Here is a 14976-nt window from a genome sequence, read left to right as displayed (position 1 = left end):
CGCCGCGATTAGCCGTTATACTCGGCAAGGGCTTATGAGCATGGTTCAGGAATGCGACGCGGCACCCTCGACGATCTGGCGGCCTTCGCGGCGGTGGCGCGCCATCGCAGCTTCACCCGGGCGGCGGCCGAGATGGGGCTGTCGGCCTCCGCCCTCAGCCACACGGTGCGGGCACTGGAGGTGCGCTACGGTGTGCGGCTCCTCGCCCGCACTACGCGCAGCGTCGCCCCGACCCCTGCCGGCGAGCGGCTGCTGCGCTCCGTCGCCCCCGCCCTCGATGAGGTTGCCCGGGGCCTCGACGCGCTGGCCGACTGGCGGGGCGAGCCCTCGGGCAGCCTGCGCCTGACGACGTTCCCCTACGCCGCGCGGACCATCCTCGAACCGAGGCTGCCCCGCTTCCTCATCAACCACCCGGCCGTCTCGGTGGAGGTGATCGTCGACGACCGGCTAACCGACATCGTGGCGGCGGGCTTCGACGCCGGCATCCGGTTCGGCGAAACGGTCGAGCGGGACATGGTCGCGGTGCGCGTCGGGCCCGACCTGCGCACGGTGGTGGTCGGGACCCCGGACTACTTCGCGCGCCACCCGCAACCGGACACGCCGGCCGACCTGGAGGCGCATTGCTGCGTGAACTACCGCCTAGTCGGCGGAGGTGGCTTGCTGCCGTGGGAGTTCGCCCGCGACGGCCGGGAGGTTCGGGTCCGCGCGAGTGGCCAGTTGATCGCGAACGATGGGAACCTGGCGGCCGCCGCCGTCAGGGCCGGGGCTGGACTCGGCTACATGCTGGAGGACGAGGTCGCCGACGACATCGCGGCCGGCCGTCTGGTTCAGGTGCTCAATTTCTGGTGCCCGCCGTTCCCTGGCTGCCATCTCTACTACCCGGACCGGCAGGTCACCCCGGCGATGCGAAGCCTGATCGACGCCCTTCGCTGGCAAGGCGAGGCGTCCCGGTAAGGCCGCCCCGTCTTTCGGCCATCCAGGCGTTGCGTCAGTCGCTGGCAACCTCCGCCGCGAAATCGCGATATGCCTCGGCGACAGTGGTACATGCGCGATGAAAGCCCATGGGTGCCCGAAGGAACTTCGCGCGGTTGAACGACCGAACTGGCTTGTCCGACTTGAATCGGTCGTGCGGCCCCCAGGAAGCTCGCACGTCCTTCGGATGAGCCCCACGGGGTCGCTTATGTGCCCGTACCTGCTGATGTCGTGGCCGCCGCTCCAAGGGGCTGCTTCTTCTTACGAAGCGGACATATGGGCTGTGGTGCTTGAAGGTCTGCAAGGGGTCAGCCTCTGCCGGACGGACCCCTCATCGTCATCGGTCCCCTCCCCTGCCCTGGCAGGTATCCGGCCGCCACACGCAAGACCGTGACGATGTTGCCGCGGAGCAGAAGCATGGATCCTGCGCAGTTCCCCAGCTGTGAAAACAAACAGCGTCTCCCGCCTACGGTGACGCGCGCCACCGCCGCGACGGTGATCGAACGGCTCGTCGCCGACAGTCGCTCCGAACTTCGGACAGTCGACATCTGACGAGCGGCAGACCTCCGACAGTCTGAGAGGGCGGGACGGCGCCGTCCCGCATGTCACCAGCGGTAGCTCGCACTGGCGATCACGCGGCGCGCATCGCCGTAGTAGCAGGCGTTCGTGGAGATGCAGGCGCTGACGTACCGACGATCGGCGACGTTGGTCGCGTTGATCGCGAAGCGCCAGCCGTCGCGCACGTAGTGCATCTGAGCGTCGAACAGGACGAAATCCGGCACGGTCAGGGAATTGTCGACCGTGGCGTAGGACTTGCCGACGTAGCGCACGCCGCCGCCGAAGCCGAAGCCGGCCAGGGGGCCGGTCGGGATGGTGTAGTCGGCAAACAGCGATGCGAAGGTCTGCGGGACGCCGACCGGAATGCGGCCGATGCGGGCGGCCGAACCGTCGGCGACCGTCTTCAACTCGTAATCCGTGAACGACGCCGTGATGGCGAAGTCGGGCGTGAGATTGGCCTGCAGCCCAAGCTCGACGCCGCGCGAGCGCACCGCGCCGATCTGGATCGTATTGTTGACGTTCGCCGGGTCCGATGTCGACACGTTGGTGCGAATGAGGTCGAACACCGCGGCGGTGGCGAGCAGCGGCAGGCCCGGCGGCTGGTACTTGATGCCGGCCTCGTACTGGTCGCCGGTCTCCGGCTTGAACGGCTGGCTGTAGAAATCGACGCCGATCACCGGGTTGAAGAAAGTCGCGTAGCTGAGGTACGGCGCCAGCCCGAAATCGAAGTTGTAGATCAGGCCGTAGCGCTGCGTCCCGGCGGCGGCGTGCTGCTCGGTCGCGCCTCGGGTCAGCTTGTTGAAGACGTCGTTCTCGGTGAAGTCGCCGCGACCGCTGGCGACGAGGGTGAGCTCTGGCGTCAGCTTGATCTGGTCCTGCGCGTAGACGCCGAGCTGGTTGAAGAAGCTGCGCGTCACGGAATACGGGACCGCGAGCGGGGTCGGAACCCCGTAGACCGGCGACAGGATGTTGAACCGGAGGCCGGGCAGGTTCGCGGCGGTCGAGCTGCGCGCGTTCGTGCCGTCGAGGTCGGCCTGCTTGTAGTCGAGGCCCATCAGCAGGGTGTGGCGGAACGGGCCGGTGTCGAAGCGGGCCTCGATCTGAGTGTCGACGTTGAACACGCCGGCGCGGCCCGAGGATTGCGAGCGGTAGCGGTTGAGCACCGTCTGGTTCGTCCCGGCGACGTAGCTGCCGAAGATCAGCGTGTTGTCGTAGGCCTCGGTGAAGGCGTAGCGCAGGTTCTGCCGGACCGTGAACACGTCGTCGAAGCGGTGCTCGAACTCGTAGCCGGCATAGGCCTGGGTGCGCCGGGAGCGGTTGGCCTCCGGGTCGTTGACGTTGAGGTTGAGGGGGATGCGCAGCCCGAGCGCCTGCGGACGGACCGTGCCGACATAGGGCAGGAAGCCGCCGATGCGGCCGCTCTCGTCGTGCTGGTAGCTCGTGAGCACGGTGAACGTCGTTGCGGCATCGGGCCGGTAGGTGAAGGACGGGGCGATGTAGCCGCGGTTGTCGTCCGTGCCGTCGAGCTGCGTTCCGCCGTTATGCCCGATGCCGGTCAGGCGGTAGAACCAATGGCCGTCCGCGTCGGCGGGGCCGCCGAGGTCGATCCCGAGATATTTCTGCCCGAAGGAGCCGCCGCCGGTCTCGATGTAACGGAGCGGCTCAAGGGTCGGACGCTTGCTGATCAGGTTGACGAGGCCGCCGGGACCGCCCTGCCCGAACAGCACGGCGGCCGGGCCGCGCAGGATCTCGATGCGCTCGAGCCCGAACGGGTCGACCTGGAAGCCGGCAAAGCCGTAGTTCAGGAGCTGCAGCGAGTTGAGATAGAGGCCGGTGTCGTTGGCGGTGAAGCCGCGGATCAGGAAGAAGTCCTGGCGCGTCCCGGGCCCGTAGGTCCCGCCGTAGACGCCGGGCACGTAGCGCAGGGCCTCCGCCACGGTGAGGTCGCGCTGGGCGTCGAGCTGCTGGCGGCCGACGACGCTGATCGATTGCGGCGTCTCGATCAGGGGGGTGTTGGTCTTCGTCGCGGTCGCGGAACGGGTCGCCACGAAGCCGTCGACCGGGCCGCGTGGATCCTCCGCGGCAGGACCGCCGGCCCGGGCGGGGCTCCCCGTCCCCGAGCCGGCCACGGTGATCTCCTCCAGCGCCACGACCGGCTCGGACGATGCCGCCTGCGCGTGTGCAACGCCGAGCGGAGTTGCGAGCGCGAGCGCGACGAGCGAAACGCCGGTGAGCGCGAGGCCGCGCAGGATGCGCGACGGCATCGGAGAGTCATTCATGATGTCACCCCTCGTGCATAGCGCGAACCGGTCACGCTGTTCTTTGATATTTCTTTGTTAATTTTTGTTATTTCGGGAATTACTGCCCGGTTGATTTGATTCGACTGGATCCGGCCGGTGCTTGCGGCCCTTCTCGCGGGACGAGTGGCGGGAGGAGGCTGCACTCAGCATCGCGGGCCCGCTTTGCGCAGGACGGCGCCGATCAGGTACGGCGCGCCGATCAACGAGGCGAAGAGGCCGGCGGGCATCTGGTAGGGGTAGAAGACGAGGCGCGAGAGCAGGTCGGCCCCGACCATCAGCCCGCAGCCGATCGCGACGGAGCCGGCGAGATGCCACCGCGCCCCGACGAAGCCCGTGTACCGGGCGAGGTGCGGCGCCATCAGCCCGACGAAGCTCACGGGCCCAACCGTCAGGGCGCTCACGCCCGTCGCGAGCGCAGCGATGGTGAGCAGGACGAGCTTGGCGCGCCCGAGCGGCAGGCCGAGGGCGAGAGCGGTGGAATCGCCGAGCGGCAGCACGTCGAGCCACCGCGCGAGCAGGGCCAGGGCGGCGATGCTGGCGAGCGCTCCTGCGACCGCCAGTCGCGCGAGGGCCGGATCGACCTGCGTCGAGGCGCCAGTGATCCAGGCCAGGATCATCGCGGCCTCCAGGCCGCCGCGGGTCATGATCACCGTGAGGCCGGCACCGGCCAGGGCACCGAGCGCGATGCCGCCGAGCAGCATGCGGCTGCCCTGGAGCGCGGCGCGCCGCGCCACGTCGAGGAGCGCCGCGAGCCCGATACCGGCGCCGAGAGCGGCGCTGCCGACCTGCGCGGCGAGGCCCGCGGCCGGCGCCGCGATGATGCAGGTGGCGAGGCCGAAGCTCGCCGCGCCGCTCACGCCGAGAACCTCCGGGCTCGCCAGGGGGTTCGCGGTCATGCGTTGCAGGACGCAGCCGGACGCGGCGAGCATGGCTCCGCCCGCCATCACGGCGGCGAGGCGGGGCAGCCGCCAGGGCAGGAGGAGCGCAAGGTCCGAAGGACCGGCGAGCGCGAGCCCGGTGCGATCGCGCCCGAGAACCAGGCCCGCGAGGACGAGGACGACGACGGCGCCCGCGAGGAGCGTCAGCGAACGCCACGGCCGGGCGAGGCTCCGGGGAGCGTGGGCCGTCCCCGACGCGATGGGGCGCAGGCCGGAGAGCCGGGGTAGCAGCAGGAGCAGGAACGGACCGGCGAGCAACGCCGTAACGGCGCCGGTCGGCAGGGCGAGACGGCTGGCGCGGTCGATCGCCTGCACGATCCCGTCGGTCAGGAGCAGGATCAGCCCGCCGAGGACGGGTGCGACGACGAGGAGGGCGCGGGGCGTGCGCAGGCCGAGCATCCGCGCGAGGTTCGGGGCGGCGAGGCCGACGAAGCCGATGACGCCGACCTGCGCCACCACCGATCCCGCCAGGACGACGGCCAGCAGCAGCAGGGCGGTCCGGATCCGGGCGACGGGCAGGCCGAGGCCGCCGGCGCCGGCATCGTCGAGGGCGAGCAGGGCGAGGGGGCGTAGGAGCAGGGCGGCGAGCAGCCAGGCCAGGGCCAGCCGGATCCCCAGGGCCTGCGCCGGTCCCCAGTCCTGCTGCGCCAGCGAGCCGCCGCCCCAGAGGAACAGGGAGGTCAGGTATTGCCCGCCATACAGGACGAGCGCCGCGCTCGCCGAGGCGCAGACGAGGCCGACCAGCATGCCGGCGACCACAACGCCCGTCGGCTCGAAGGCCTGCCGCGCCGTGAGGCCGAGCACCAGGGCCGCTGCGGCGAGCGCGCCCGCGAAGGCGACCGCCTCGCGGCTGAGCCCGCCCAGATCCGGCGCGAAGGCGAGCGCGGCGACGATCGCCAGATGCGCACCCGCCGTAACGCCGAGCGTCGAGGCATCGGCGAGCGGGTTGCGCAGCACCCGTTGCAGCAGCATCCCGGCGAGGCTCAAGGCCGCTCCGGCCGCGAGCGCGACGATGGCCCGCGGCAGCAGGCTGTGGAGCACGACGAGGTCGCGCAGGGGGTGGCTCGCATCGTCCAGCATCGCCCGGATGCCGAGGCCGTGCAGGAGGGCGCCGAGCCCCGCGAGCCCGGCGCAGAGACAGGCGAAGCGCAGCACGATTGCCCGGTCGCCTGGAGGCGGGGCGCACCCGGCTCGGAAGGGATCGGCGACGGTGCCGGCGCGGGACCCGGGGTTGCAGGTCATGCCAGCGCCTCCGCGAGCAGGCGGGCGAACCGCGCGGCGGTGGGCAGGGCGCCGAAGGGATTGACCGGGGCCAGCATCCGGACGCGGTTCTCGCGCACCGCCGGCAGCGCGTTCCACAGGGCGCTCTGCGGCAGTGCCCGGGCGGCGTCCGGTGGCAGCGGGCCGACGATGACGATGCTGGCTCCCGGATCCTGGGCCAGCGCCAGGATGTCGACCGGAGCCTGCGCGACGTAGCGTGTGTTGCCGGTCCAGGCGCTCGCCAGGCCAAGCCGGTCGAGCACGGCACCGTGCATGCTGTCGGGTCCGAAGGCCCGGAAGTGGCGTGGATCGCCGACGCTGATCACGAAGACCCGTTCCCCGCGCCGGGATGCGAGCCGCTGCGCCGCTGCGGCGAGCGCCGCCTCGGTCTCGGCGACGACCCGCTCGGCCTCGCCCTCGCGCCCGACCCGGGCGGCGGCGATGCGGGTCGCCTCGATCGCCGCCGCGTAGGGTGGACGCCCGCGCTGGTCGATGCGCAGCGACAGGACCGGGGCGATGCGGCCGAGCTGGCCCTCGATGCGGCCGTACCAGGGGGCCGACAGGATCAGGTCGGGCGCGGCCCGCAGCAGGGCCTCGAAGTTCAGGCTGCCGCGCAGGCCGAGATCCGCGACGCGATCGGGGATCGGCGGCTCGACCACGAGCCTGCGGTAGAGCACTAGCTCGGCGCCCGCCACGACCTCCGCCCCGAGGGCGAGGGCCGTCTCGAGCATCGCCCAGTCGATCGCGGCGATGCGGGGCGGCGCGGCTCCGGCGGCGAGGGCCGGGGACCGGGGGAGCACGGCGCCGGCCGCCGCGGCCAGCAGGGCCCGCCGCGACGGAAGGAGCGCCCCGGATGTGGGGCCGCACCGGCTCACAGGGGATATCCGACGACGTCGCCTGTCCCGGGCAGGCGGTGGATGCCCATGCGCAGGCCGTAGATCCGGGCCAGCACGTCCTCCCGCATCACGGCATCCGGGGTTCCCTGCGCGACGATGCGGCCATGGCCCAGCGCCACGATGTCGTCGCAGAACCGCGCCGCCATGTTGATGTCGTGCAGGATCACGATCACGCTGAGGCCGCCCTCCCGCCCCAGCGCCCGAACCAGGGACAGCACGTCGATCTGGTGGGCGATGTCGAGGGCGGAGGTCGGCTCGTCGAGGAGCAGGCAGGCGGCGTCCTGGGCGAGCAGCATGGCGAGCCAGACGCGCTGGCGCTCGCCGCCGGAGAGCGAGGCGACCGCCCGGCCGCGGAAGGCCCCGGTGCCGGTCCGGCGGAGCGCCTCGTCGACCTTCTCCCGATCCCGCGCCCCGAAGCGGCCGAGCAGGCCGTGCCAGGGAAAGCGGCCGAGCGCGACCAGTTCCTCGACCCGCATTCCGTCCGTCGGCGGGGTGAACTGGGGCAGGTACGCGACCTGCCGGGCGAACTCTCGCGGGCGGATCGCGGCGAGGTCCTCGCCGTGGAACCGGATACGGCCCGAGCCGGATGGAGCCTGCCGGGCGAGCAGGCGCATCAGCGTGCTCTTGCCCGAGCCGTTCGGCCCGATCAGCCCGCAGATCCGGCCCGGTGCGAAGCGATGGGTGATCCCGTCGAGCAGGGTCCGTCCGCCGGCCTCGACACGGATCCCGGCGAGCTCGAACAGGGCGGCCGGGCTCCCCTCAGCGTGCCGCCGCATCGTCGTCCTGCCGGCGCCAGTAGGTGACGATCCGCGCCTGCGCACTGCCGAGGGCGAGGCGCTCGCGCATGATGGCGGTGAGGTCGCGGGCCGTACCGGCCTCGACGCCCGCATAGAGGAAGGAACCGCGACCCGCGTCCCGGGCGAGGCCGGCGGCCGCCCGAGCGAGCTGCGAGCCCCGCCCGGAGCGGTGGAGAAAGTCGAGCCGCGCGCCGCCGCCGCAGGCCACGGCCTGCTCCTCGTCCCGGTCCGCCACCTCGACGAGCGCGTCGATGCGCCGGCCGGGCGCCGCCTCCTCGATCAGGCGGCCGATCACCGGCAGCGCGGTCTCGTCGCCGACGAGGACGAGGCGGTCCGCCGGCGGAACGGGACGGCCGAGCGGCCCGATCAGTCCCACGCGGTCGCCGGGACGGGCCCGGGCGCCCCAGCAGGAGCCGGGACCCGCGGGCGCGTGCAGCACGACGTCGATGTCGATCTCGCCCACCTCCGGCCGGACGAACCGCACGGTGTAATAGCGCGACGCCGCCGGCACTCCGTCCACGCCGCGCAACGGACCGCAGGGGCACGGGACGAGGAGGCGGGCATGCATCGCGGGCCCCGCGAAGGACGCCGCGTCGTCGCAGGCGAGGGTGATCCGGCGCAGGAGCGGCGTCACGGCCTGCCTCGCCAGGACTCGAAGCGTGCGCGGGGTCTCCTTCGGGCCGGAGGAAGGCGATCGGGCGGCACGAACGACAGTCGGCGGGGCCGAGGGAGGCAACGACATGATCCGGTTCCCGACGGGTGCTGGCGCGCTGACGCGGCGCAGAACAGCCGTCCGGGTACGGGCTTAGCCGAGCCGGGTGCCGAGGGTCCAATAATTGGCCCGTGCGATTTTCAGAAGTGAAGCTTATGATAAGAGGAGCGAGATTGTTTGTAATTATTAAAATTTCAGGCCTGACTTGCTCGTGAGGGCCTGCGGAATCGCGGATGCGAAAGGGGGATCATGAGCGTCAACAAGGCGACGGGCGCGTTCGAGCTGCGGCACCTGCGCTACTTCGTGACCCTGGCCGAGGAGCGGAACTTCAGCCGCGCCGCGGAGCGGCTCGGCATCGCCCAGCCGGGCCTGAGCCAGCAGATCCTCAACCTGGAGGCGCTGGTGGGCACCGCTCTGCTCGATCGCAGCCGGCGCTCGGTCCAGCTCACGCTGCCCGGCCAGGTCTTCCTGCAGGAGGCCCGCAAGACGCTTCTCCAAGCCGACACGGCTCTGGCCGCCGTGCGCCGGGCCGGGCGGGGCGAGACGGGCCGGATCTCCATCGGCTACGTGGCCTCGGCCGCCTATGCGGGCGTGCTCACGGCGTCGCTCGCCGGCTTCCGGACGACGCATCCGGAGGTGGAGCTTCAGCTCACCGAGATGGAGATGGGCCTGCAACTTGCGGCGATCGCCGGCGGCGCCCTCGATTTCGGCTATGTCCGCCCCCCGGTGAAGGTCCCCGACGGGGTCGCGACGACCTGCGTCCTGCGCGAGCCCCTCGTCGTCGCGGTCGGTGCGGCCCACGCGCTCGCCGGTCACGAGACGATTCCGCTGGCCGCGCTGCGCGAGGAGACATTCATCGCGCCGCGCCAGGCCGTCGATGTCGGCTTTCACCACAACGCCGTCACCGCCTGCCGCGAGAGCGGTTTCGAGCCGACGATCAGCGCCACCGGGCGGGACTTCACCACCATCGCCAGCATGGTCGCGGTCGGGCTCGGGGTCGCGCTCGTGCCGCGATCCCTGACCTGCCTGCAACTGCCCGGCCTCGTCTACCGCCCGATCACCGGATCGACGACGACCTCAGATCTCGCGGTGGCCTACCGCCGCAACGAGCCGGCGCCGGCGGTGAGAGCCTTCATCCGCCACCACCATCGGGCGGACCCGGCCGAGCGCGACGCGGCGATGTGATGCGCCGCCGGACCGCCCCGGACGGGTCAGGCCGACGGAGCGTCCCGGCGCGGGTCGGGCCAGAACGAGGTGCCGGCGCGGGCGAGCCCGCCGCCGAGCCCCGCCGGCGAACCGTCGGCCCGCCAGCAGGCCGCCCCCGTCATCGTGCCGTCGGGCCCGAAGCCGACCGCGCACATCCCGCCGCCGACATGCGCCACCGGCCGCACCGGGTGGCCGCGGGCGGCAAGCGCCGCGCGCACGGTCTCCGGAACGCCGTCCTCGATCTCCGCCTCCTCGCCCCAGGTGAAGACGCGGGGCGCCTCGACGGCCTCCTGCAGCGACATGCCGTGATCGACGAGGTTGAGGACGGCCTGGAGCGCGCCGGCGGGAATCCGGTGCGCGCCGGGCAGCCCGAGGGCGAAGACCGGCCGGCCCGCGCGGCAGCCGATGAGGGCCGAGATGCCGCTCGTGATCCGCTTGCCCGGCGCCAGGGACAGGGCGTGGCCGGGATGCGGATCGAACAGGTACATGTAGTTGTTCGGCACGATCCCGGTCCCGGGGATCATGATCTTGGCGCCGAACAGGCTGTTGATCGTCTGGGTCGAGGTGACGATGGCGCCGTCGGCATCCGCCACGGTGACGTGGGTGGTGTTCTGGGACTCGTTTGTCCCGACGCCCGGCGCGTAGCGGCCGGCCCGCGCCGGGTCGATCTCCGGCCGGCGCAGGGCGGCGTAGTCCTTCGCGGTCAGCCGGGCCACCGGCACGTCGACGAAGGCCGGATCGGCGGTGGCGGCGCGCCGGTCGACGGCGGCGATCTTCAGGACCTCCAGCAGGAGGTGGAGCGTGTCCGGCGTGCCGAAGCCCATGGCGGCGAGATCGTAGGCCTCGAGCAGGTTCAACATCTGCACGATGTGGACCCCGCCCGAGGCCGGCGGCGCCGGGCCGATGATCTCGACGCCGCGATAGGTCCCCCGCACCGGTGCGCGCTCCACCGTGCGGTAGGCCGCGAGGTCGGCGGGCGCGAGGTAGGAACCGGCGGCCCGGAGCGCCGAACCGATCTCGCTGCCGAGGCTGCCGCCGTAGAGCGCGTCCGGCCCCTCGCGGGCGATGGTGGCGAGCGTCTGCGCGTAATCGCCCTGGACGAGGCGCGCTCCGGCCGCGACCGGCTCGCCGCCGGGCAGGAAGATTTCTGCGATCGCGACATCGCGCGCCAGGAGCGGCGCGTTCTCCGCCGTGCAAGCGGCGAGGTAGGGCGTGACCGTGAAGCCGCGCCGGGCGTGCCGGATCGCCGGCTCCATCACGTCGGCGAGCGGCAGACGGCCGAAGCGGGCGAGCGCCTCGCACCAGCCCTTCAGCGTGCCCGGGACCGCGACCGCGGAGGCGCCCATGAAGTTGCGCCGCCCCCGCGTCTCCATGTAGTCCGGCCAGGTGTCGGAGACGGGCTCGTAGGCGTCGGGCCGGGCGGCGGCCGGCGCGGTCGCGAGGCCGTCGATCGTCGTGGTCGTCCCGTCGGCGAGGCGGATCACCGCGACGCCGCCGCCGAAGATGCCGACCATCATCGGCTCGACCACCGTGAGGGCGAAGAGCGCCGCGACCGCGGCGTCGATCGCGTTGCCGCCGGCGGCCAGCATCTCGAGGGAGGCGGCCGAGGCGAGGGGGTGGTTCGTCACCGCCATCCCGCGCCGGGCCGCGACCGGGGCCTTCTCGCACGCGAAGGGCGTGCCGGCCCGCGCCCGCCAGTCGTCATGAGCCATCAGTACAGCCTCGTGCGGTAGCCTTCCTCCATCGTCCGCTCGGCCGCCTCGACCGTCACGGAGGCGGTCTGCTCGGCGATGATGCGGCCGAGCGTCGGGAAGCTGCTGCGCTCGACGTGGAGCGAGGGATCCCACAGCTTCGAGCGCATCAGCGCCTTGCCGCAATGGAAGAACGTTTCGTGCACCTCGACGAGGAGGCCGACCGGCGGGGCCTTGCCCTGGGCGGCGAGGGGCGCGAGCAGGTCCGCGTCGCGGGTGAGGCTGGCGCGGCCGTTGACCCGCAGGGTCTCGTTGATCCCCGGCACCATGAAGATCAGCCCGACGGCCGGGTAGCGCAGGATGTTGGCGAAGGAATCGACCCGCTTGTTGCCGAGCCGGTCCGGGATCAGCAGCGTGCGCTCGTCGAGCACCGCCACGAAGCCGGCGGCGTCCCCGCGCGGGCTCGCATCGGAGCGCCCCTCGCCGTCGCTCGAGGCGAGCACCAGGAAGGGCGAGAGCGCGATGAAGTCCCGGCAGAAGCCGTCGAGGACTCCGAGGACCTTCTTCTCGGCGAGCGGGTTGATCGGCCCGTACTCGGCCCGCAGCTCGTCCTGCGTCCGGATCGGGGGGTTCTGCCCGGCTATCTCCGTCATCGCGTCCCTCCGGTGATCGGCGCCACGCCGCACCAGCCGGCGACGAACAGCGCGACGGTGCGGGTGAGCTTGCGCAGCGACTCGACGTTCGCGCGCTCGTTGAAGGCGTGGGCGTTCTCGATCGTCGCGCCGTAGCAGAAGGCCGGGATGCCGTAATCGAGGCCGTAGAAGCGGGCGTCGGTCAGCCCCGTGAACAGCGAATCTTCAAGCGGGCCGCCCCAGCCGGCGCCGTGCGCCTCGGCGAGCACGGCCTCCGCCGCCTCGGCCCCCGTCACCTCGTAGCCGGGCGAGAGGAAGCCGGACCACACCACCTCGGGCGGGCTCTGGGCGAGGAAGGGATGGCTGGCTGCGGCCCGCGCCACGCAGGCCTCGATCTCGCGCTGGCACGCGGCCACGCTCCAGCCGGGCAGAAGGCCGATGCGGCAATCGACGTCGCACCAGGCCGGCACGCTCGAGGCCCATTCGCCGCCGCGGATGATGCCGACATTGAGGTTGAGCGGGTGCGCGAGCGCGCTGAAACGGGGATGGTCCTTCGCCCGCTCGTTCCACTCCGCCTCCAGGCCCTCCAGGGCCTGGATGACGTGATAGGCCGCCTTGATCGCGTTGAAGCCGACCGCCGCATGGGCCGCGTGGGCGGGCTCGCCCCGGACCTTGAGGCGAAACCAGATCACCCCGGTCTGCGCCCGCATCAGGCGCCCGTTCGTCGGCTCGACGATGAAGCAGGCCTCCGCCCGGTAGCCGCGCTGCAGCGTCGAGAGGGCGCCGAGCCCGGTGCTCTCCTCCTCGATCACCGACTGGACGTGGATGCGGCCCTGGGGCGCGAGACCCGCGGCCTCGAGCGCGTCGAGGGCGTAGAGCGCCGCGATGGTGCCGGACTTCATGTCGCCGACGCCGCGGCCGTAGAGCCAGCCATCCTCCACGACGGGCTGGAAGGGCGGGCGCTTCCACATGTCGAGGGGGCCGGCGGGAACCACGTCGCAATGGCCCTGGAGGATGAGGGAGCGGCCCTGCGCCCGCTCCGGCCGGTAGGTCCCGACCACCGTGCGGGCGCGGGAGAAGTCGGTCTCGACCGGGCCGAAGCCGGGCAGGTGGCGCAAGTCGTCCTGGTCGATGCGCCAGTCGTCGACGGCGTAGCCCCGCGCCCGCAGGAGGTCGGCCATCATGTCCTGGCACGGACCCTCCTGGCCGCGGGTCGAGGGGATCGCCGCGAAGGCGATGGTGTCGGCGATCTGGCGCTCGAAACCGGCATCCACCGCCGCAAAGAGCGCGTCGCGCTCGGGGCCGGTCAGGGTCGTGCGGGGTTGCGTCTCGTCTGTCATGCGACCTCCGGCGCGACGGGCTCGCGCGTGAATCCGGGATGTTCGAAGAAGCGCCGACCCGGAATCGCGTCGAGGAGGGCGCGGGTATAGGCCTCGCGCGGCGCGGAGAAGACGTCGCGCGTCGCCCCCTCCTCGACGATCCGGCCCTTCTGCAGAACGATCACCCGGTCGGCGATCTCGGCGGCGATGCGCAGGTCGTGGGTGATGAAGATCATCGCGAGGCGCATCTCGCGGCGCAGTTCGGCGAGCAGCGCCAGCACCTGGGCCTGGACCGAGACGTCGAGGGCCGAGACCGCCTCGTCGGCAATCAGCACCTGCGGCCGCAGCACCAGCGCCCGGGCGATGCAGATGCGCTGGCGCTGCCCGCCGGAGAATTCGTGCGGATAGCGCTCCGCCGCCGCCGCTGTGAGACCGACCCGTTCCAGGAGCGCGCGGGCGGTCGCCATCGCCTCGCGGCGCGGGGTGCCGTAGGCCATCGGCCCGCGGGCGACCGCGTCCCCGACCTTCTGGCGCGGGTCGAGGCTCGCGAAGGGATCCTGGAACACGATCTGGAGGCCGCGCCGGGCCTGGCGCAGCGCCTCGCCGTCGAGCGAGCGCAGGTCCTCGCCGCCGAGCCGGATCGCGCCACCGTCGGGCTCGGTGAGGCGCATGATCATCCGCCCGAGGGTCGACTTGCCCGATCCGGATTCGCCCACGACCGCGAGGGTCTCGCCCTGGTGCAGGCTGAGGGAGAGGCCGTCCGCGGCGACGACCCGGCGCGGCGGCTGGAACAAACCCCGTCGCACCGTGAAGGTCTTGCGCAGGTCCTCGACGGAGAGGACCGGCGCTCCCTCCGGCCGGGGGGCCGGCGGACGCAGCCGCGCGCGGGGCACCGCGTCGATCAGCGCCCGGGTATAGGGATCGCGGGGCCGGCGCAGAACCGCCTCCGCGCTCCCGGTCTCGACCACGCGCCCGCCCCGCAGCACCACGACCCGATCGGCGACATCGGCGACGACGCCGAAATCGTGGGTGATGAGGAGCACGCCCATGCCGCGCTCGCGCCGGAGATCGTCGATCAGCCGCAGGATCTGCGCCTGGGTCGTCACGTCGAGGGCCGTCGTCGGCTCGTCGGCGACGAGGAGGGCCGGCCGGTTCGCCATCGCCATGGCGATCATCACCCGCTGGCGCTGGCCGCCGGAGAGCTCGAACGGGTAGGAGCGGGCGAGAAGCCCGGGCGTCGGTAGGCCGACCTGGGCGAGCAGGCCTTCGACCCGAGCCCGCATCGCGTCGCGCGGCAGCGCGCCCTGGTGGGTACGGATCGTCTCGGCGATCTGGGCGCCGACGCGCTTCAGGGGGTTGAGGGAGGACAAAGGCTCCTGGAAGATCATCCCGGCCTCGCCGCCGCGGAAGGCCCGCAGGTCGGAGCCCGACAGCCGCGCGACGTCGCGCCCGTTCACCGCGACCGCGCCGCCGGCGACGCGTACCCCGGACGGCAGCAGGGAGAGGATCGCGTGCGCGATCATCGACTTGCCGGAGCCCGACTCGCCGACGAGGCAGACCACCTCGTCGCGCTGGATCGCGAAGGAGACGTCCTCGACCGCGTGGGCCCGGTCGCCGCCCCGCGGCAGCGCGATGGTGAGCCCGTCGACGGCGAGGACGGGAGCCGTGGATACGGGAGCTTTGGCGTCGGTCATG

The 14976-nt window shown here is 72.3% G+C and carries 12 protein-coding genes; 3 read left to right on the top strand and 9 right to left on the bottom strand.

The genetic code is table 11. The features are described from left to right. Positions 1 to 51 precede the first annotated feature (51 nt). Both MFF64_RS24480 and MFF64_RS37885 read left to right on the top strand, forming a co-directional pair. Positions 52 to 954, top strand: coding sequence for a LysR family transcriptional regulator (locus tag MFF64_RS24480; RefSeq protein WP_238192666.1), 903 nt, complete (start codon positions 52 to 54; stop codon positions 952 to 954). A gap of 435 nt (positions 955 to 1389) precedes the next feature. After that, positions 1390 to 1524: a hypothetical protein gene (locus MFF64_RS37885; RefSeq protein WP_273557172.1), complete on the top strand. Its 135-nt coding sequence runs from the start codon at positions 1390 to 1392 to the stop codon at positions 1522 to 1524. A 53-nt stretch (positions 1525 to 1577) separates the two neighbouring features. On the opposite strand, the gene MFF64_RS24475 is transcribed toward MFF64_RS37885, so the two are convergent. The 5 genes from MFF64_RS24475 to MFF64_RS24455 all read right to left on the bottom strand — a co-directional run bounded on the left by MFF64_RS24475 (position 1578) and on the right by MFF64_RS24455 (position 8463). Further along, positions 1578 to 3809, bottom strand: coding sequence for a TonB-dependent siderophore receptor (locus MFF64_RS24475; protein WP_099903018.1), 2232 nt, complete (start codon positions 3807 to 3809; stop codon positions 1578 to 1580). 164 nt (positions 3810 to 3973) lie between these two features. Next, positions 3974 to 6010 (bottom strand): Fe(3+)-hydroxamate ABC transporter permease FhuB, encoded by a 2037-nt coding sequence (fhuB, locus tag MFF64_RS24470; RefSeq protein ID WP_238192665.1) that lies wholly within the window; start codon positions 6008 to 6010, stop codon positions 3974 to 3976. Beyond that, positions 6007 to 6828: an ABC transporter substrate-binding protein gene (locus tag MFF64_RS24465; RefSeq protein ID WP_238192664.1), complete on the bottom strand. Its 822-nt coding sequence runs from the start codon at positions 6826 to 6828 to the stop codon at positions 6007 to 6009. The genes fhuB and MFF64_RS24465 overlap by 4 nt, the downstream gene beginning before the upstream one ends. 71 nt (positions 6829 to 6899) lie before the next feature. Continuing rightward, positions 6900 to 7700: an ABC transporter ATP-binding protein gene (locus MFF64_RS24460; protein WP_099901933.1), complete on the bottom strand. Its 801-nt coding sequence runs from the start codon at positions 7698 to 7700 to the stop codon at positions 6900 to 6902. Next, a complete protein-coding gene (locus MFF64_RS24455; protein ID WP_273557171.1) occupies positions 7684 to 8463 on the bottom strand; it encodes a siderophore-interacting protein in 780 nt (259 codons plus the stop codon). Before MFF64_RS24455 ends, MFF64_RS24460 begins: the two co-directional genes overlap by 17 nt. A gap of 219 nt (positions 8464 to 8682) precedes the next feature. Between MFF64_RS24455 and MFF64_RS24450 the strand changes: the two genes are divergently transcribed. Further along, positions 8683 to 9618, top strand: a complete 936-nt coding sequence (locus MFF64_RS24450) for a LysR substrate-binding domain-containing protein (protein WP_238192662.1) — start codon at positions 8683 to 8685, stop codon at positions 9616 to 9618. Positions 9619 to 9644: 26 nt separating this feature from the next. On the opposite strand, the gene ggt is transcribed toward MFF64_RS24450, so the two are convergent. The 4 genes from ggt to MFF64_RS24430 are packed head-to-tail and all read right to left on the bottom strand — an operon-like array spanning position 9645 to position 14975. After that, on the bottom strand, positions 9645 to 11351 hold the full coding sequence (ggt, locus tag MFF64_RS24445; protein WP_238192661.1) for a gamma-glutamyltransferase: 1707 nt from the start codon (positions 11349 to 11351) through the stop codon (positions 9645 to 9647). Further along, positions 11351 to 11983, bottom strand: coding sequence for a pyridoxamine 5'-phosphate oxidase family protein (locus MFF64_RS24440; protein WP_099901377.1), 633 nt, complete (start codon positions 11981 to 11983; stop codon positions 11351 to 11353). Before MFF64_RS24440 ends, ggt begins: the two co-directional genes overlap by 1 nt. After that, the gene (locus MFF64_RS24435) at positions 11980 to 13302 is read right to left on the bottom strand and encodes an ArgE/DapE family deacylase (protein ID WP_238192660.1); all 1323 of its coding nucleotides are present in this window, start codon (positions 13300 to 13302) and stop codon (positions 11980 to 11982) included. The genes MFF64_RS24440 and MFF64_RS24435 overlap by 4 nt, the downstream gene beginning before the upstream one ends. Next, positions 13299 to 14975: a dipeptide ABC transporter ATP-binding protein gene (locus MFF64_RS24430; RefSeq protein ID WP_238192659.1), complete on the bottom strand. Its 1677-nt coding sequence runs from the start codon at positions 14973 to 14975 to the stop codon at positions 13299 to 13301. Before MFF64_RS24430 ends, MFF64_RS24435 begins: the two co-directional genes overlap by 4 nt. Position 14976: the final 1 nt, after the last annotated feature.

The organism is Methylobacterium frigidaeris, assembly GCF_022179185.1.
In the GTDB taxonomy this organism is placed as follows: Bacteria; Pseudomonadota; Alphaproteobacteria; order Rhizobiales; family Beijerinckiaceae; genus Methylobacterium; species Methylobacterium frigidaeris.
The sequence above is the reverse complement of the archived record's forward strand: the minus strand, read 5'-3'. Positions and strand labels throughout refer to the sequence as shown.

Excerpts from the sequence above, each read along its gene's own strand:
- MFF64_RS24480 (WP_238192666.1), top strand. The coding sequence starts at position 52 with ATGCGACGCGGCACCCTCGACGATCTGGCGGCCTTCGCGGCGGTGGCG.
- MFF64_RS37885 (WP_273557172.1), top strand. The coding sequence starts at position 1,390 with ATGGATCCTGCGCAGTTCCCCAGCTGTGAAAACAAACAGCGTCTCCCG.
- MFF64_RS24475 (WP_099903018.1), bottom strand. The coding sequence starts at position 3,809 with ATGAATGACTCTCCGATGCCGTCGCGCATCCTGCGCGGCCTCGCGCTC.
- fhuB (WP_238192665.1), bottom strand. The coding sequence starts at position 6,010 with ATGACCTGCAACCCCGGGTCCCGCGCCGGCACCGTCGCCGATCCCTTC.
- MFF64_RS24460 (WP_099901933.1), bottom strand. The coding sequence starts at position 7,700 with ATGCGGCGGCACGCTGAGGGGAGCCCGGCCGCCCTGTTCGAGCTCGCC.
- MFF64_RS24455 (WP_273557171.1), bottom strand. The coding sequence starts at position 8,463 with ATGTCGTTGCCTCCCTCGGCCCCGCCGACTGTCGTTCGTGCCGCCCGA.
- MFF64_RS24450 (WP_238192662.1), top strand. The coding sequence starts at position 8,683 with ATGAGCGTCAACAAGGCGACGGGCGCGTTCGAGCTGCGGCACCTGCGC.
- ggt (WP_238192661.1), bottom strand. The coding sequence starts at position 11,351 with ATGGCTCATGACGACTGGCGGGCGCGGGCCGGCACGCCCTTCGCGTGC.
- MFF64_RS24440 (WP_099901377.1), bottom strand. The coding sequence starts at position 11,983 with ATGACGGAGATAGCCGGGCAGAACCCCCCGATCCGGACGCAGGACGAG.
- MFF64_RS24435 (WP_238192660.1), bottom strand. The coding sequence starts at position 13,302 with ATGACAGACGAGACGCAACCCCGCACGACCCTGACCGGCCCCGAGCGC.
- MFF64_RS24430 (WP_238192659.1), bottom strand. The coding sequence starts at position 14,975 with ATGACCGACGCCAAAGCTCCCGTATCCACGGCTCCCGTCCTCGCCGTC.